16 protein-coding genes are annotated in these 17,735 nt (G+C 51.0%); 11 read left to right on the top strand and 5 right to left on the bottom strand.

What is annotated here, in order from left to right:
* The first annotated feature begins 43 nt into the window (after window positions 1–43).
* Window positions 44–1,462 carry a DEAD/DEAH box helicase gene (locus tag ACFQ88_RS16755; RefSeq protein ID WP_239628010.1) on the top strand — a complete coding sequence of 473 codons (1,419 nt, stop codon included), beginning with the start codon at window positions 44–46 and terminating at the stop codon, window positions 1,460–1,462.
* 43 nt (window positions 1,463–1,505) lie between these two features.
* Window positions 1,506–2,045 (top strand): hypothetical protein, encoded by a 540-nt coding sequence (locus ACFQ88_RS16750; protein WP_379454853.1) that lies wholly within the window; start codon window positions 1,506–1,508, stop codon window positions 2,043–2,045.
* A gap of 105 nt (window positions 2,046–2,150) precedes the next feature.
* Here the strand turns inward: ACFQ88_RS16750 and rsgA are convergent, their stop codons facing one another.
* A complete protein-coding gene (gene rsgA / locus ACFQ88_RS16745) occupies window positions 2,151–3,206 on the bottom strand; it encodes a ribosome small subunit-dependent GTPase A (protein WP_379454921.1) in 1,056 nt (351 codons plus the stop codon).
* A gap of 262 nt (window positions 3,207–3,468) precedes the next feature.
* Here rsgA and ACFQ88_RS16740 point away from each other — a divergent pair, with 262 nt between their 5' ends.
* Window positions 3,469–5,250 carry an ABC transporter ATP-binding protein gene (locus ACFQ88_RS16740; RefSeq protein WP_379454920.1) on the top strand — a complete coding sequence of 594 codons (1,782 nt, stop codon included), beginning with the start codon at window positions 3,469–3,471 and terminating at the stop codon, window positions 5,248–5,250.
* Window positions 5,251–5,359: 109 nt separating this feature from the next.
* Here ACFQ88_RS16740 and ACFQ88_RS16735 read toward each other — a convergent pair whose 3' ends face one another.
* A complete protein-coding gene (locus ACFQ88_RS16735; RefSeq protein WP_379454852.1) occupies window positions 5,360–6,967 on the bottom strand; it encodes an FAD-dependent oxidoreductase in 1,608 nt (535 codons plus the stop codon).
* A 276-nt stretch (window positions 6,968–7,243) separates the two neighbouring features.
* Between ACFQ88_RS16735 and ACFQ88_RS16730 the strand changes: the two genes are divergently transcribed.
* The 3 genes from ACFQ88_RS16730 (at window position 7,244) to ACFQ88_RS16720 (ending at window position 10,895) form a co-directional block, all read left to right on the top strand.
* Window positions 7,244–8,791 (top strand): S-layer homology domain-containing protein, encoded by a 1,548-nt coding sequence (locus ACFQ88_RS16730; protein ID WP_379454851.1) that lies wholly within the window; start codon window positions 7,244–7,246, stop codon window positions 8,789–8,791.
* Between the two features lie 226 nt (window positions 8,792–9,017).
* On the top strand, window positions 9,018–10,280 hold the full coding sequence (gene ilvA, locus ACFQ88_RS16725) for a threonine ammonia-lyase IlvA (protein WP_239628005.1): 1,263 nt from the start codon (window positions 9,018–9,020) through the stop codon (window positions 10,278–10,280).
* A gap of 129 nt (window positions 10,281–10,409) precedes the next feature.
* Window positions 10,410–10,895: a GyrI-like domain-containing protein gene (locus ACFQ88_RS16720; RefSeq protein ID WP_379454850.1), complete on the top strand. Its 486-nt coding sequence runs from the start codon at window positions 10,410–10,412 to the stop codon at window positions 10,893–10,895.
* A gap of 70 nt (window positions 10,896–10,965) precedes the next feature.
* Here ACFQ88_RS16720 and ACFQ88_RS16715 read toward each other — a convergent pair whose 3' ends face one another.
* Entirely contained in the window at window positions 10,966–12,273 is a 1,308-nt protein-coding gene (locus ACFQ88_RS16715; RefSeq protein ID WP_239628003.1) for an aminotransferase class I/II-fold pyridoxal phosphate-dependent enzyme, read from the bottom strand.
* Between the two features lie 353 nt (window positions 12,274–12,626).
* Here ACFQ88_RS16715 and kduI point away from each other — a divergent pair, with 353 nt between their 5' ends.
* Entirely contained in the window at window positions 12,627–13,460 is an 834-nt protein-coding gene (kduI, locus tag ACFQ88_RS16710; RefSeq protein WP_239628001.1) for a 5-dehydro-4-deoxy-D-glucuronate isomerase, read from the top strand.
* A 198-nt stretch (window positions 13,461–13,658) separates the two neighbouring features.
* Window positions 13,659–14,249 carry a DUF3238 domain-containing protein gene (locus tag ACFQ88_RS16705; protein WP_379454849.1) on the top strand — a complete coding sequence of 197 codons (591 nt, stop codon included), beginning with the start codon at window positions 13,659–13,661 and terminating at the stop codon, window positions 14,247–14,249.
* A 107-nt stretch (window positions 14,250–14,356) separates the two neighbouring features.
* On the opposite strand, the gene ACFQ88_RS16700 is transcribed toward ACFQ88_RS16705, so the two are convergent.
* Complete coding sequence (locus ACFQ88_RS16700) at window positions 14,357–15,028, bottom strand: sulfite oxidase-like oxidoreductase (protein WP_379454848.1); 672 nt, start codon at window positions 15,026–15,028, stop codon at window positions 14,357–14,359.
* Between the two features lie 70 nt (window positions 15,029–15,098).
* Entirely contained in the window at window positions 15,099–15,305 is a 207-nt protein-coding gene (locus ACFQ88_RS16695) for a YrzA family protein (protein WP_379454847.1), read from the bottom strand.
* 220 nt (window positions 15,306–15,525) lie between these two features.
* Between ACFQ88_RS16695 and ACFQ88_RS16690 the strand changes: the two genes are divergently transcribed.
* The 3 genes from ACFQ88_RS16690 (at window position 15,526) to ACFQ88_RS16680 (ending at window position 17,643) form a co-directional block, all read left to right on the top strand.
* Window positions 15,526–16,749 carry an MFS transporter gene (locus tag ACFQ88_RS16690; protein WP_379454846.1) on the top strand — a complete coding sequence of 408 codons (1,224 nt, stop codon included), beginning with the start codon at window positions 15,526–15,528 and terminating at the stop codon, window positions 16,747–16,749.
* A complete protein-coding gene (locus ACFQ88_RS16685; protein ID WP_239627989.1) occupies window positions 16,746–17,294 on the top strand; it encodes an SLOG family protein in 549 nt (182 codons plus the stop codon). The genes ACFQ88_RS16690 and ACFQ88_RS16685 overlap by 4 nt, the downstream gene beginning before the upstream one ends.
* Window positions 17,295–17,361: 67 nt before the next feature.
* Window positions 17,362–17,643 (top strand): hypothetical protein, encoded by a 282-nt coding sequence (locus ACFQ88_RS16680; protein ID WP_379454845.1) that lies wholly within the window; start codon window positions 17,362–17,364, stop codon window positions 17,641–17,643.
* The last annotated feature ends 92 nt before the right edge of the window (window positions 17,644–17,735 follow it).

The raw sequence follows: 17,735 nt of genomic DNA, 5'->3' as shown, positions 1-17,735 counted from the left end.
CCGGTTATCCATTGGTATGATGCTTTTATGAAGGGGGAGTTCTATGAATAGCGGTTTTGCTTCGTTACCTATTGAAGATTTTTACGTGCGCCGGTTGCAGGAGCTGGACATTGTGACGCCTTCGCCGATTCAGGCGGAAGCTATTCCGGTCATTATGGAGGGCAGGGACGTCGTCGCTCAGTCGCAGACCGGATCAGGCAAAACGTTGGCTTATACGCTGCCGTTACTACATAAAATAGACAAGTCCTCGAAGGAGGTTCAAGCGATTGTGCTTGTTCCTACCCGCGAGCTTGGCATACAAATTCTGCAAACGCTGGAGCAGCTGACGGAGGGCAGCGGAATCCGGGTTCAATCGTTGATCGGCGGAGCTGCCATCAGCAGGCAGATCGACCGGTTGAAGCTGCGGCCGCAGGTCGTTGTCGGCACGCCGGGGCGTGTGATGGAGCTGCTCAAGCTGCGTAAGCTGAGCATGCATTATGTGAAGTGCGCCGTCGTAGACGAAGTCGATCAAGTATTCGACCTCGGATCGATGAACGAAGTCGAGGCCATATTCAAAGGGATGCTTCGCGACCGCCAGGTGCTGTTTTTCTCCGCTACGATGCCAGAGCCGGTCCGGGATGTCATCGACCGGTGGATGAACGAGCCTGCCTATGTGCAGGTGAATCCGGAGCAGCGAACCTCGCAAACATTGGAGCACATGTATTTCGTGTGCGAGGAGCGGGACAAAATCGATACGCTTCGCCGTATCGTCCGATTGTACAACCCTCCTGCCGCTATCGTGTTCATTAACGAAACCGAGGACGTGGCCGAGGTCGTCGAGAAGCTCCGCTATGTCGGATTATCGATCGAAGCGCTGTATGGGGAGGCCGGGAAGCAGGAGCGGGCCAAGGTGATGCAGTCGTTCCGCAACGGCAAATTCCAGCTGCTGCTGGCAACGGATATTGCGGCCCGGGGGCTGGATATTCCTCATGTTACTCATGTTATTAACCTGGACCCACCGATCGACGCCGATCATTACGTTCATCGTGTCGGCCGTACGGGGCGTATGGGTAAGAAGGGGACCGCGATCTCGATCATTACCCATAAAGAGCGGTTTATCATTGCCAAGTTCTCCAAGGCTCTTGGAGTTCCGATAGATGAGAAGGACATGTACCAGGGGAAAGTCATCGATGCCGGACAGCAAAGAGGCGGCCCTAGATCCTCGGCGAACCGGGTCCGGGTCGAGCCTGCGGCGGGCTTGCGCAGCACTGCTGCAAGTCAGCGCGAAGCTGCCGCCGAAGGCGGACGGAGTGGCGGAGCCAGAACGGGCGAGCCGAAGGCGCGTATATCCGCGAAGGTTCAGCCGGCTGCGAAATCATCGCCGATTTCCGATAAGCGCAAGCCAGAGCGCGAGCGGGACCGCAAAAACAAAGGGGCCCCGCGCTGGCTCAAGGAAAAGCAGAATAAGCCGAAGCCGCAATAGCCTGCTTGGGAAGAGGATCCGGAGAGGAGCCGAATGAGGGGAAATGGGAAAGCTGTTTCGCGGAATCGTAACGCTATGTGTATGCTGTGCGCTGCTGCTGGCTTTGGGATACTGGTATGCTCAGCCGGAACGGCCGCTGGATTTGGCCTACTCCGAGCTGCAAATTCGCAGTAAGCTGGCCGACATGCTGACAAGCCGCAAGCTGGAAGTGCAGCTGACGGAAGCCGAAGTGAACAGCCTGCTGAAGAAGTCGCTGGCCGCCCGGTCGCAGATCAATCCGGATCTGCAGATCACCGGTGCCCAGTTCTCTCTTGAGGGAAATCAGTGGATTGCAGATGTCAATGTTCTGTATAAGCACCAGTGGACGTTCGGAGCAAGAATGTACTTTGCCATGTCGTGGCGGGAGCCTTATATGACGGCGGAGCACACAGCGACACAGATCAAGCAAATAACGGTTCCGGCCTCATGGTTTCAGCTGGAACCCCTTCAAATCGAGCTCAACGACTATGTTCCCAAACCAGCAGGGGTGCGGGGAGTAGCGTTCGAGGAGCATGGAGTAAGAGTGGGATTAAAGCTCAGATAAAGCTATAAGTGCACGAATAAAACCCAGGTCCGATAGTCAATCGGTACCTGGGTTTTTGCATGTTGGCACGAGCCGGCAGGATCGGTCAAAGAAACCGATCACCGATTAGCGGTTGCCCCGCGCCTTCATGTCCTTGTGAATTTTTTTCCACCGGTCCTTCTCCACACGGGCAGCGGCTGCGTCGGCTTTGCGTTCCATATAAGCCAGCTCCTTTTGCAGCTTCAGGTAGCTGGAGAACCGTCCGCGATCCAGCGAGCCGTCCGCTAAAGCCGCCTGAATCGCACAGCCGGGCTCCTTGCGATGTCCGCAGTTGCTGAAGCGGCAGCTTGCGGCCAGCGTATCGATATCCTGAAAAGCGACGTCGATAGCGCCGCTTCCTTCCCATAGCTGCAGCTCGCGCATGCCCGGCGTGTCGATGATAATGGCACCGCTTGGCAGCACCACGAGCTCGCGGTGCGTCGTCGTATGCTTTCCGCGGTCATCGCCTTCGCGTACGCCTCCCGTCTTTTGCCGCTGCTCGCCGTAGAGACTGTTCAACAGCGTCGATTTTCCCGCGCCGGAGGAGCCCATCAAAGCAATGGTTTCACCCGGCCGGAGCGTGTCAGCGATAGCATCGGTCCCGTTCTCTTCCAGGCTGTTCACCGTGTAGATGGGAATGCCGAACGCAATCGCTTCAACTTCCCGAAGCAGGGCGTCGGGGTCATCGCACAAATCTTTTTTGGTCAGCACGATTTCCGGCATGGCGCCGCTGTCATAAGCGGTTAATAGATAGCGCTCCAGCCGCCGCACATTAAAATCCCGGTTTAAAGCCATAACAAGAAAGACCCGGTCGATATTGGCTGCTACGATTTGCTCCTCCGTTGTCTGGCCCGCGACTTTCCTCGAAAACTTGCTTTTTCGCGAATAGACGCCATGAATGATCGCTTTGCGCTCGCCGGGAAGCTTCGTCATCCATACCCAGTCGCCTACCGCGGGATAATCCTCCCGGGTTACCGCTTCATACCTGTATTTGCCCGAAAGCTCTCCCAGCCATTCACCGTCTTCGGAATATATCCGATACAAGTGCGTATGCTCCAGCGCAATGCGTCCGACATCGTATTGTTCTTTATGCTGCTCGGCAAAAAACGGCTGGTAGCCGTATTGTTCAAGTGTCGTAATAATTGTTCACTCCGTTTATCAGTATAGCAACAGTATAGGCAATCGGACGATGCACCAACAGGGAGAAAATCCGTATAATTAGTTTTTCGTGTCACGGCAGACTGTCTCGGATATTGTGAAACCGCGGAGTTTATATTCCGTTTAAAATACTGTCGTATGCTTTCGATGAGAAAAAGATCACTGGTGCTTTAAATGACCGGATAGGAGATGGAAAAGTTATATGGAAAGATCTATCGAAAGACCTATAGAAAGCCCGGCAGAAGCTATGACACAGAAAAAGACCAACTGGCGTTCGTTTCTGAAGCTGATTTGGCAGACGAAGCCATCCAAATGGATGCTCGGTACCGCGATAGGCTTAAGTGTCATCTCGACGGTTGTCGGGCTGATAGTTCCTTTGTTTACGAAAAACATGGTCGACAGCTTTTCGCTGTCCGCCATCGAGCCGATCCACATCGTTGCGCTTGTGTTAACCTTTACGGCCCAGGCTGTAGCCGGAGGGTTGTCGATTTACATGTTAAATCGCGTCGGCCAAGGTGTGGTGGCTAACCTGCGCGACCGATTGTGGAGAAAGCTGCTGGCGCTGACTGTTCCTTATTATGACAGCAACCGGACAGGGGAAACGATAAGCCGGATGACCAATGATACGGGAGTCGTCAAAGGATTGATCTCGGAAAATGTTACGAGCTTTTTTAACGGAATCATTGCCATCATCGGCTCCGTAACGATCCTGCTCGTACTTGATTGGAAGATGACGTTGATTATGCTGCTTGCCGTGCCGCTATCGCTTGCCGTGCTGATCCCGGTCGGAAGGCAAATGTATTTCATTTCCAAAGGCTTGCAGGATGAAACGGCCCGGTTCACGGGAATCTTGACGCAGGTGCTGTCGGAAATTCGTCTTGTGAAATCGTCTAATGCGGAGCCGCTGGAATATGAAGCGGGGAGAGACGGAATCCGGAAGCTGTTTCAATTCGGAGTAAGAGAAGGGAAGATGCAGGCGATGATCGCTCCGCTCATTTCCTTCGTTATTATGGCGCTGCTTGTTGTCATTATTGGCTACGGCGGCATGAGAGTATCTTCCGGCGCTCTGACGGCCGGGGAGCTGGTGGCGTTTATCCTGTATTTGATACAGATCATTATGCCGATGAATCAAATCACGACCTTTTTCACTCAGCTTCAAAAAGCGGTAGGGGCGACCGAACGGATTATCGCGACGCTTGAGGCCGACGAGGAGGATACCGTCCGCGGCCAAACGCTGGAGAACGCTCATCAGCCGATTACCGTCGACTATGTCACCTTCGGATACAACAACGGAGAAGCTGTGCTGAAGGATATCGGATTCACCTTGGATCCGGGGAAAGTGACAGCGATTGTAGGTCCGAGCGGAGGCGGCAAGACGACGATGTTTTCGCTGCTGGAGCGCTTTTATGCGCCTCAGAGCGGAACGATCCGCATCGGGGAGACGCCGATCGACGATTATTCGCTGCAGTCATGGCGCAGCAAGATCGGCTATGTATCGCAGGATAGCCCTCTCATTGCCGGAACGATCAAGGATAATATTACGTACGGCATGGATCGCGAGGTAAGCGCCGAGGAGCTGCAGCGGGCTGCCGAGATGGCGTATGCGGATCATTTCATCCAAGACTTCCCGGATGGTTTCGAGACGGAAGTAGGGGAGCGCGGAGTGAAGCTGTCGGGCGGACAGCGCCAAAGAATTGCGATTGCACGGGCTCTGCTTAGAGATCCGGAAATACTAATGCTCGATGAGGCAACCTCCAGTCTGGACAGCAAATCGGAAATCGTCGTGCAAGAGGCTTTGAAAAATTTGATGAGAGGCCGTACGACTCTCGTCATTGCCCATCGGCTGTCCACTGTCGTGGATGCGGATCAGATCTTGTTTATTGAGAAAGGAACCATTACGGGGAGAGGGAAGCATGAGGAGCTGTTCCAGTCGCATGCGCTGTACCGTGAATTTGCAACGCAGCAGCTGAGAATAAGAGAGCCGATTCAAGCCGAAGAGCTGCCGGAACCGATTCGAAGTGAAGCTTAAAAGCAATTCCCTGTCTGTGTTGCCGTTATGCAGTACAATAAAAAACCGTTCCTTAGGCGCAGTGGCTATCGCAGCCCTTGCAGTCGAAGGAACGGTTTATTTTTGCGGATTACTTTTTACGCTTGTTCACATACGACGGGTAAACGATTTCCCCCGTATCCAGCTTAGCAAGCTCATCCTGTGTCCAGCCTGCCAGCTTATTGTTGCCGGTAACGCCGGTCAGCTTGATTTTGTACTTCGATTCCAAATAGCTGTACAACGCCGGCATATCGGCTTCCTTCAATTCTCTCAGCTTCTTCTCGCCGCGCAGCTGCCCGATGAGAATGCCGATCGTTTCGGCAGCCAAGCTCGTATTCGGCTGAATTCGTGCGCTTCCGTAAGCGATAGCGGAAGAGCCGACATTTTTGCCCGCCATAATGACGTTGTCGTAGTTTTTCAGCAGGAAGCTCCGCAGCGGCATGCCGTACTTGTCCGGACGTCCCATCTCGATGCCCCACTTGTTCGCGCTGGTGCCTTGCAGATCAAGCGGATAACCGCCGATGCTTACGTTGTCCCAGAACATTTTGGCGCCGAGCATATCCGAAGGCTTCAGCACATAATCGGTTTCGTAATGGTTGTACTCTCGTATGTACAAATAATTCGGGAAGCCGTTCAGCTCCGCTTTTTCCCAGCCGACGATGTTTTTGCGGAAATGGTTCAGGATCAGCGGGATTTCCTTCTTCCCTAGCTCCATAGCCTCGGCTACCGATTTGTCGTCTGAAGGATCTACGGTATATACGAGGAATGCGTTGATGATGACCTCGCCGTCCCGCTGGCTGACCGCATTCAACCCGCGCAGAAACACTCTGTCGTTGGTCGGCTTATAGGCGCTCGTCATGCCGCTCAGGCCGATGGCAAAGCTGTCGTCGACCGAGCCGCCGCCGTATTTGGCTCTGCGCTCTTCCGGGCTCAGGCTGTTGAAATGGGTCTTGAACTTGGCCCAATCCACATTTTTGAATTTCATCATCATGCCGGAGCTCATATACTCGATGTTGTTCTGCCCGTAAAACTTCTCCAGTCCAGGCATCCGTGTCGCATCAAGCTTACTGGTCAGCGCGGCGAAATCCGTGTTATCGACCCAGTAATCGGCTTGCAAGTTTTTCTTGACGCCGTCCTTGCCGGAATAGGTGACAGATTCTATCGCATGAGGCCCGAATTTGCCGGGAATTTGCTTTACTTCCTCGAGCTTGATCCCGGACTCGACAGGAATATCCTTCTTCAGCTTGTCAAAATATTGCACGAATTCCGGCAGCTTGCGGATTTTGCCGTTGCGAAAGCCGTCAAACAGCTCCTTGGCACGGCCCTGGACCAACAGCCGGTGCTGCTCGTCTCTCGTTTCATCCAGAAACAGCATTTCGCCTTGCAGTACCTGCCCTCCGAACGCCTCGCGAGGATCGATGACCTTCACCTTCAACCCTTCGTCGGCAGCCGCCCTTGCCAGATACAGACCCTCCAGCTCGCTTCCGATGACGGCAACATCCACTTTTTCCGATGGAATTGGCGTTGGTGTCGGCGTCGGTATCGGCTTCGCGGATTGCGTACCTGATGGCGCTTCCGGCGTCGACGAGGATAATGGCTTCTCCTGATTTCGACCTGCATTGACGAACAATACAGACGCTACAGCGATCAGTGCCAAAACTACGATGCTGATCGATATGTTTTTCCCGTTCCATTTCATGATCTGATGCTCCTCCCCCGTTACTTGCCCAAAGCTGTGAAGCTGCTTGGATATTGCTAAAATCAAGCAATACAAAAATAGTCTACCATTTTTATCGAGCTTGTTCAAAAGACCCCCACAAACATTTTCAGGCAGGCGAAATCATGTAGTAAATCCAGCAACCCTTCGCGAAGGTTCTTGATTCATTCAAATCATACATGTCGAAAGCTGCCTGCAGCAGTTGTCGGCAACAACATCAAACAAATATTCTACCAATTAGAAAAGGGAGATTGGATTATGAATAAAACATTTAAGAAGGTTATGGTAACAGGCTTGACAGTAGCTATGATGGTAGGGGGCTCCACGGCTGCATTTGCTGACAACGGCAACGGCAAAGGAAAAGGCAACGACAAGGACCGCGACAATGAAATCAGATATAACGGCTATATTAATAATAAAAACGATAACAAAAACAACAATAACAACAACAACGGCAAAGACCTATACATAAACAATTTGAACGTAAAAAATCTCAACATCAAAATCAGCTTTGACGATGTTAAAGGCGGCGACGTAGAGTGGGCTGCCCGTTACATCGCGAGCTTGGCTTCCAAAGGCGTATTCGAAGGCTATGAGGACGGAACGTTCCAGCCTCGCAAAACAATCACTCGTATTGAAGCGATTACAGCCGCTGTCCGCCTGATGGGATTGCGCGAGCAAGCGGAATCCACGGATGCGAAAAATACGAACCTGAACTTCAAGGACGCGAACAAAATTCAGGATTGGGCTAAAGGCTATGTAGCCGTTGCGCTGCAAAACGACCTGTTCGAGGAATCCGACGATATGGTTCAGCCGACGAAGGAAGCGGATCGCCTCTGGGCTACGACGCTGCTTGTTAAAGCGTTGAAGCTGCAGGATGAAGCCAAAGCGAAAATGACCACGAAATTGAACTTCAAGGACGCCGATAAAATTCCGGCAGGCTCCGTAGGCTATGTAGCCGTTGCCATCGAGAAAAACCTGATCGACGGCTACGAGGACAACACGTTCCGTCCGACTCGTCCGGTAACTCGCGCCGAGCTGGCAGCTTTGCTGGATCGTACAGGCAATCAGCTTCCTGACAACACTTCGGTTAAGGGCACTTTGAGCTCGGCCGTGAGCAATAATACATTGACTTTTACCCAGGATGGCCAGTCCTACAGTATAGAGCTGGACTCGAACGCTTACATCTTCCGTAATGGCAGCAAAGTCTCTGCATCCGAGCTTAGATCGGGAGACGAAGTGCTGGTACGCACCTTCGGCGGCAAAGCGATCTTCGTAGAAGTGACCAAAGTGGCAAGCGGCAGCGATCTGCCTAGCAACTCCAATTTCACAGGTACTTTGAACGCAACGGTAAGCAACAACAAGCTCTACCTGAACAAAGATAATGCTTCTTACAGCATCGAGCTTGCTTCCGATGTTACGATTGTTCGTGACGGACGTACGGTATCGGCTTCCGAGCTGAAATCCGGCGATGAAGTGCTTGTCCGCACATCCGGCGGCAAAGTGGTATTCGTAGCGGTAACAAAGCTTGCAGGAGATCAAAACGGGAACTTCGTCGTTAACGGAAGGTACAATTCCTTGACTACGAACTCCAACGATCAAGTGACTCAAATCTCGATTGATAAAATTTTGAGCGACGGTACCGTTCAAGATAACGTGTACTACAACACAACCAGCAACGTAACGTTCTTGTACACCATTTCGAACGGAACGACCATTCAAGGCGACCGTTCCCAGCTTACAGATAACCGCTCGGTCGAATTGAGAGGCAATGACAATGTCGTTCATACGATCGTTATTAAATAAGAAGCGATAGTAGAAAAAGGTTAGAAGCTGCGAAAGAACAGTCTCCCCGGCTCAAGCTGCATGCTTGGCGGGAAGACTGTTTCTTTTTTTTTTCGTTGAGAAGGCTCAATGTGATGTAAAAGATATGGACAGCCGCATCCAGAGGTGTATAATAGATAGAATTAGTTACAACGGCGCATGATCCGTTCCCTTATGAAAGCAGGACTTTTACACACCGGAGGAGCTTATGGAGAATCAGGAGAATCAATCGGTCAAGCTGGAAGATATCATAGTAGCAAGCCACGTATTGAAAGATGTCGTTCATCATACCCCGCTGCAAAAAAACTTTATTTTGTCGGAGAAATATAACTGCAACGTCTATCTGAAGCGAGAGGACCTGCAGGTAGTCCGTTCGTTCAAAATTCGCGGGGCGTACAACCTGATGCGCAGTTTGCCGGCGGACAAGCTGCAAAAGGGCGTCGTATGCGCAAGCGCGGGCAATCATGCGCAGGGGCTTGCCTATTCGTGCAAGGCGCTTCAGGTGACAGGCAAAATCTTCATGCCTACGACAACCCCGCGGCAAAAAATATCGCAGGTCAAGCTGTTCGGCGGACCTTTTGTGGAAGTGATTCTCATCGGAGACACGTTCGACGACTCGCTGAACGAAGCATTGCGGTATAGTGAACGGGAGGACATGCAGTTCATTCACCCGTTCGATCATCAAATGATTATTGCGGGCCAAGGAACGGTAGGCTTAGAGCTGATGAACGATATGAGGGAGTCGGTCGACTTTGTTCTTACCGGAATCGGCGGAGGCGGACTGGCAGCCGGCGTAGGAACGTATATCAAGAGCATCAGCCCTTCTACCAAGGTAATCGGAGTAGAAGCCACCGGTGCGCCTTCCATGAAGCAGGCGATGGAGCTGGGCGAGATCGTTACGCTGAACGAGATCGATAAATTCGTCGACGGTACCGCGGTGCGCAGGGTAGGCGAGCTGACATACGACATTTGCCGGAAGGTGGTTGACGACATTGTGGTCGTGCCGGAAGGCAAGGTATGTACGACAATTTTGGAGCTCTATAACGAAAATGCGATCGTAGCCGAGCCAGCGGGCGCTTTGACGATTGCGGCGCTGGACTTTTGCCGGGAGCAGATCGCAGGGAAAAATGTCGTCTGCATCATAAGCGGCGGCAACAACGACATCGACCGGATGCAGGAAATCAAGGAGCGTTCGCTCATTTACGAAGGGCTGAAGCATTACTTTACTGTGGAATTTCCGCAGCGGGCAGGGGCTCTTCGGGAATTCCTCGACGAGGTGCTGGGTCCGAACGACGATATTACACGGTTCGAGTATACGAAGAAAACGAGCAAGGAAAACGGTCCGGCTCTTGTCGGCATCGAGCTGAAGAACAAAGAGGACTACGGTCCATTGATCGAACGTATGGGCAATAAAGGGATCAAATATGTAGAGATCAACAAAAATCCGCATTTGTTTAACTTGCTGATTTGATATTAATTTGGAGACAACACGGCTTGGTGTCCTTGCGGCACAGGTCGTGTTGTTTTGTTTTTGCTTTACAAAGGAACATACGTTCGGTATAATGGGTTTATTATCCAATTGGTAGGAAGGTGCGGATGTATGGAAGTATCGATTATTGAACTCCCTCAGCTTAAGGCGGTAGTTAACAAAGTGGAGCGTAACGGGACCATAGTCCGTGAGGCTTGGAAACGGGTCGAAGCGTTTATGGATGGACACGCCGGAAGAGCCAATGAAGATTATGGACTTGTCTTTATTCCGGAATGGCAATGGGCTGACGGGGTTAAACAATTATGGGTCGGCTTGCAGGTGAATGATTTTCCCGAGCTGACCAGCGATATGGAGGAGCTCACGCTTCCTGCCCGAACCTATGCCAAGCTGACGGTATGCGGAGATCGGGAACATATGGATGCTGCCTATCGGTATCTATGGGATTGGTTTAAGAACGAAGGGGTGGAGAGAGATTGCAGCGAAGGCTCGTATGGATTTGAGGCCAACAGGCTGAAGCCGGTGAACCCGTTCCATATTCCGGCCGACGTCATCGATCATTTCGAGTTTGATATATACGCTCCGATCAAATCCAAGTAATCCATAGAAAAAACCGTGTACCCATCCATGACAGGCACACGGTTAGAAATAGTTATTATGCGGCCGACAATTATTTCGCAGGCACGTTTAGCAGGTCTTGCACGCCTTGGAAAACTGTCTCGAACAGCTCTTCAAGGTTCTCTTCTTCGATGCAGGAGAAGGCTACGCGCAGGTCGGTTTCGCCCAGAGCGATCGTTCCGATGCCGTATTGGTCAAGCAGATGGACGCGCAGTGTTTCCGCATCGACGGTTTTCAGCTTCAGACACATGAAGTAGCCGGAGTTGAAAGGATAATATTCCCATGCCGCATCGTATTTGCCGGAATCGAGAATGCTTTTTACTTTGTTGGCGCGGCCTTTCATAATTTCGGATTTCTCCTGCTTCTGCGCTTTGAAATCCGGAGAGTTCAGAGCCTTCAATACGAATGTTTGCGATGGATGCGGACCGCTGGAGATGGTCGCACGGATGATACCCATCGTTTTTTGCTCCAAGGCAGCGAGCATTGCTTCGCTTTGACCGGAGTACGTAATGAAGCCTACGCGGAAGCCCCATACATATTCTTCCTTGGTCGCTCCGTCAATTTTGACGGACAAAATGCGCGGATGAAGCTCGCTCAACTGTCCAGCCAGCGATTCCATCATCGAGTCCTCGAAGAACAGACCGAAGTAAGCATCATCGGTAACGGCCACGACATTGATTCCGGCTTCTGCAGCGTCTTTGATAGCGGCTACGATTTGCTTGCCTTCCTCAATACCGGGTGTATAGCCGGTTGGGTTGTTCGGGAAGTTTAAGACGACGATTGCTTTCCCTTTGCTCTTTTGAGCCAGCAGGGCGTCGCGCAGTCCTTCGGAGTTGAATTTGCGTTCGCTGTTGTACAGCGGATAGTAGACAAGCTCGGCGCCGCGGCGAATGCCGAAGGTCAGCTCATAGTTTTCCCAGTTCTTGTCGGGAATGATAACGGCGTCTCCGGCATCGGCGTACAAGTCGGCTACGATGCTCAAACCGTGAGTCAATGCGTTCGTGGCGATCGGATTACCCAAGCTTTTGCCTTGCAGCGACGGGTTCTCCTCGATCATTTTGGCGCGCCATGCCGTCCGGAGCTCTGGCTTGCCTGCAGGCGGAGCGTATTCGTAAATGTCTTTCGGATCATATGCGGACAATGTATCTTGAATCACCTTCAGATGCATAGGCTTTCCTTTTTCCAATGCGGTACCGATGGTGGCGTTAAATTTCTTCGCTTTTTGCTTGGCTTCGGCCGATTGGCTCAAAATGCCTACTTTAGGGAAATAAATTTGCTTCCCGAGGCCGGAAAGCATGTCATAAACATGCGGGTTTTCTTTGGCTATCGTGTCGTTGAGCTGTTGTGCAAGAGGGTTCATCTCGCTCCATCCTTCCATTTATCTAACTTCACATAGATAATTGCGTAACATTAGGCTATATTATACCATTTAAGACCGAGGGAGTCACGGTCTCTTTCTGGATAAAACCCGAACTATTCTTGTCGAAAGAAACCAAGTAATTCGTCTTTTCAGACTGCAAGCCGGACAGTGCGCTTCCGGTCCAAATGTTGACAAAGTTTGAAGATCCTTTATAGCGGTAGCGATGCAAAGCAATTTATGTTACCATATATAGGGGTGCGGAAAGAACGCCATTCGCTTTTTTGGCGAATTGAAACGTTTTATGGCGGAATTCCTACCGTACAGAGCTAATTATTTTTGAGGAGGCAATTATTGTGGAAATTCGCTATGCGACAAATCCTACTGAAACGAAATCTTATGATACGGACAGACTGAGAAACGAGTACTTGATCGAAGGCCTGTTTGTCCCTGGCAAATTGACCATGGTATACAGCCACGTTGACCGTTTTATTACTGGCGGCGTTATTCCAACTTCCGAGCCGGTTAAACTCGAAGCGGACAAGCATGAGATGGGCGCAGACTTCTTCCTGGAGCGCCGTGAGATCGGGATCATCAACGTTGGACCGAAAGGTTCCGTAACCGTTGACGGCACTGAGTATGAACTGAACACAAGAGACTGCCTGTATATCGGGCTTGGCAATAAAGACGTTACTTTCAAAAGCGCCGACGCATCCAATCCGGCTCGCTTCTACTTCAATTCCACTCCGGCTCACAAGCAATATCCTACTGTAAAAGTAGGTCTGGAAGATGCGGAAACCGAGCACCTGGGCTCGATCAATTCCTCCAACGAGCGCGTGATTCACAGATACATCCACTTGAACGGCGTACAAAGCTGTCAGCTGGTTATGGGTATGACTTTGTTGAAGCCGGGCAACATGTGGAACACAATGCCTTGCCATACGCACAACCGTCGTTCCGAAGTGTACTTCTACTTTGATATGCCGGAAGATGGTCTGGTGTTCCACTTCATGGGTGAGCCTAGCGAAACTCGTCACCTTGTCGTTCGCAACGAGCAAGCGGTTATTTCCCCAAGCTGGTCGATTCATTCCGGCGTAGGTACGAACAACTACACGTTCATCTGGGCTATGGCCGGTGAGAACCAAGTGTTCCACGATATGGACAAAGTAGATCCTAAAGATCTTCGCTAATCGCGATATCGTTATCATGGATTAGCAATAAAAGAGTGAGGCTGATTTATCTGCACAATGCAGGCAAATCAGCCTCTTTGCTGTTTTTGCACCGTCGCTGCTTCTCTATCAAAGTAAGGTAGAAACGGCCAAACCTTATTTTTCCATGATAAGATAGTCTCGTATTGAAACTATTTGTAAATCTGGGAGGTTAAGGTAATGGTGACTATTGTAAAATTGAGGGCATGTGTGTTTATCGGCGAGCTGCACTGGCTGCAGCCCATCTACGACCCGACGAACGGTAATTGTCTGGAATTTGCAGGAGATATTCGAGGATTTACGCCACATGCCGTCAATACGGGTCGTTCTCGCGTAGAGCAGGAGGTGACGATCGATTTTGTCAAAAGAAAACTCGTTCCGTTTGCTTGTACGGGAGAGACGATTCTGAAAATAACCGGATCGGACGGGACTGTGAGCTATCGTCAAGAAAGGGCATCAACGAAAGGAATCATTGTGGATAATGAACAATGGAGCGAGGATGCGGTATTCTTCACAATGAAATCCAGCGTGAGCAACCCGATGAGAAGGGATGCGCCGGCTCCGGATTATATACTGCATGTGAAGGTGCAGGCGGACGGGAAGATTCATGCCAAAGGCTCTCACGACGGCTTTCCGTGCTACGAATTTTATAAGCAAACCGATTTCGGGCCATTTGAGCTTATTCATTCGCACAATTTCCACCTGACCGGGGACACTCCGGCGGCGATGGCCGGCGAGATGGAATATCATTTTGAGAAAACGATAGGATAAACGTCAAAAGCCTCCACAGATCCGAATGAGCTGCTCCTCCTACGCTGGACATAGTCCGCAAATGAGAGCGAAATTCAAACGATCCTGGAGGCTTTTCCATTCATCGGTTAATCGAAATCTTTATGTACCCATTCGTCTTCCGGAATGTCCAAGGGCTCGCCTGAAAACCGTTGCTCTTTGTTAGCGTCACCGTACAAGTGGAATCCGTTTTGCTCCCAAAAGCCCGGACGGTCCTCCTTCATAAACTCGAAGCCGCGAATCCATTTGGCGCTTTTCCAAAAATACAAATGCGGTACGATCAAACGCATTGGGAACCCATGCTTCTTAGTCAGTGGCTCACCGTTGTAATGAGTGGCGAGCAGCACATCATCCCGCATCAGGTCTTCAAGCGGAACATTCGTCTCGTAATCGTTGTCCGCGTGGACCATGACATAGTTAGCCGTTGGCTTTACATCCAGCAGCTTGAGCAAATCTTTGAACAGGACGCCTTCCCACTCGGTATCAAACTTGCTCCAGCGGGTTACGCAGTGGATGTCGCACACGACTTTGGTTCGGGGCAGCTTCATGAATTCGTCGAAGGTGAAGCTCCTTGCTTGTTCCACCTCGCCAAACAGCTTGAAGTCCCAGACGGACAAATCGTACTCCGGCACTTCGCCTTCGTGAAGGATCGGAAACCTTTCCGTCAGCACTTGGCCGGGGGGCAGCCGGTCGCCATACTCTTGCCCGTTCTGCGTCGCGGGCGGCGCCATTTGCTTCAGTCGTTCCGCTTTATTGTTCATGCTCTCTCCAGTCTCCTCTAAGTTAGTAACTGCAAGCAGGCAAGCCATATAACTTGGCCGGCCGATAGGCTTACTTGGCTTTGAAATGCACGACGGCGCTGTACAGCATTTTGCCTCTGTTAGGGTCAAATACAACGTTGTGCTCAATTTGGTACACATCGAGGAGCAGCGCCTTGTTGTTATCGATTTGCGCCTCTATGTTTCTTTCCAGCGTCTTCAGATCATAGGCTTCAAAAAATTCAATTTTGTTCTCGATTCGATCCAGTCTGAATTCCATAGGGGTTATCTCCCGCTTCCTTATTCATCCGCCGCCGACTGCTGTCGCCGCAGGCTATCATCCCTATTGTACCAGATAGATCGCACAGGACAACCCTGTGCTAGACTCAATTCTTTCGAGCAAGTGCATGAGAAGTCTAAGCCAATATGCTGCCAAGGAGGGAAGGAGGCCGAATTCTGCAGTTCCTTTCCTATTGTCATACCATGTGGGCGGTGAGATAATGAAGGTCGTACTTATTCAACTCTACTCTACGAAGAAAAGAGCGGAAGCCGCAATGATCTATTTTCTGCTGTTCTATATGGTTGTGTATATGGGAAATGCGGTATACGGGACTTACATCCCGGTATACTTTCAATCCGTGGGGGCGACGCCGGCACAAATCGGGACGCTGCTCAGCCTGGGACCGCTTGTCGCCGTTTTGGCCCAGCCGTTATGGGGAGCCATAGGGGACCGTGCCAAGACGAAAAACTCCGTCCTTGCCGTGCTGCTTGCGGGAAGCGGACTCATGGTCATGTTATTTCCGTTGTCCGACGCATTTTATTACTTGCTCGTCATGGTGTGTCTGTTCACCTTTTTCCAGACATCGACCTTCGCAATAAGTGACGCGATTACGCTGGAGGAGCTCGACAAGCAGAAGAGCTGGTCGTTCGGGTCGATCCGGCTTGGAGGGACGATCGGATTCGCGATCATGTCGATCAGCTTCGGTTATTTGGCCAAGTATGATATCGGTACACTATTTCCCGTTTATGCCGCGGTCATGCTGGTCTCACTGTTGTTGTTAATACGGTTTCCGAAGGTTTCCGGATATCAGTCGGCCGGCAAAAAAATGCAAGTGTGGGTCTTGTTCAAAAACCGCAAGCTGATGATCTATATGGGCATCAATCTGGTGCTGCAAATTACGTTAGGCTACTATTACTCGTTCTTTCCGATCTATTTCCGCGAGCTCGGGGCGGACAACGTATTGATCGGCTGGTCCATGGTCATTTCCTCGCTGAGTGAGATTCCTTTCCTGCTCTTCGCCGATCGGATTATGAAGCGGGTCCGCTTGACGCATATTTTGCTGGTCTCCGGTGTAGCTACGGCGCTTCGCTGGTTTGCCTTTTCGTTCACGGAGAATCCGTATTGGGTGCTGCCGGCGCAATTGCTTCACGGCCTTATTTTTATCGTGCTTACGGTAACGATGGCCATGTATATTAACCGCGAGGTTCCCAAAGAGCTTAAGGCGAGCGGCCAGACGCTCAACGGACTGCTAAGTCTTGGGGTTGCGCGGATTATCGGCAGCTTTTTCGGCGGGTTTGCGAGCGAAGCCTTCGGAATGAGGAACGTCTTTTTTTACAACGCATGGATTGCAGTCATTTGTACGGCAGGTATCGTCTGGCTCATACTGAAGGAAAAGAAAGCCGCATCGGTTCAGACAGCGGATAAGGGAGTGTACAACGGGTGAAACGGGTTGTAGTGACGGGATACAAAGCCGCGGAGCTGGGGATTTATTCTCTCAAGCATCCGGGCATCCCGATAATTAAGAAGGCGATTAAGAAACAAATCGTGGCTTTACTGGACGAGGGGCTGGAGTGGGTTATCGTCAGCGGCCAATGGGGAGTGGAGCTGTGGGCGGCCGAAGCCGTGCTGGAGCTGCAGGAAGAGTACGATACGGTTCAGCTGGCTGTCATTACGCCGTTCCTGGAGCAGGATGAGAACTGGAGCGAAGAGAAGCGAAGCGTGTACAGCAGCATATTGCAGCGCGCGAATTACGTGAACAGCGTAACCAAAACCAAATACGACGGACCGTGGCAGTTTAAGGAGAAAAATAAATTTTTGCTCCGCAATTCCGACGGAATCATCGTTTTGTACGATGAAGAAAAGGAAGGCTCGCCGAAATTCATCAAGGAACAGGCGCTGCACCTGGCGAAGCAGCACGATTACCGCATCTTAAGCATTACGGCGAATGATTTGCAAAATATTGTGGAAGAAGAGCAGTTCGAATACTAAAACATTCTCCCGTATCATATACATGTATCACACTTAGGGAAACTAAGTGCAAATTGGAGGGATTGCTATGGGAGAAGAATTTCAAAAGGATGAAGTGTTGGTTGAGGCCGAGGTTGAAGAAGTAATTGTAAGCGCTTCAGAAGAAGAATCCGAAGCTGCTGTCGATGAAGTGGATGATGAAGAAGTGGAAGAAGAAGCTGATGATGATGCCGGTGAAGAAGCCGGCGATGACGATGCTGAAGATGCAGAGGATGCCGATGAAGATGAGGAAGTAGCGGAGGATGACGGTGAGGATGAAGAAGCCGACGCATCGTCCGAAGCAGAGGAAAGTTCAGAGCCTGCCGAATAACGTTTTGACTCCAAATCCCTTCTCCAAAATATGATATCAATGAACCTGTTCAGCGATGAGCAGGTTTTTTTATTATATTGAAGTGTCTTTCC

This window comes from Paenibacillus sp. NPDC056579 (assembly GCF_042793215.1).
GTDB lineage: Bacteria > Bacillota > Bacilli > Paenibacillales > NBRC-103111 > Paenibacillus_S.
This window is presented reverse-complemented; position numbering and strand designations above follow the sequence as displayed.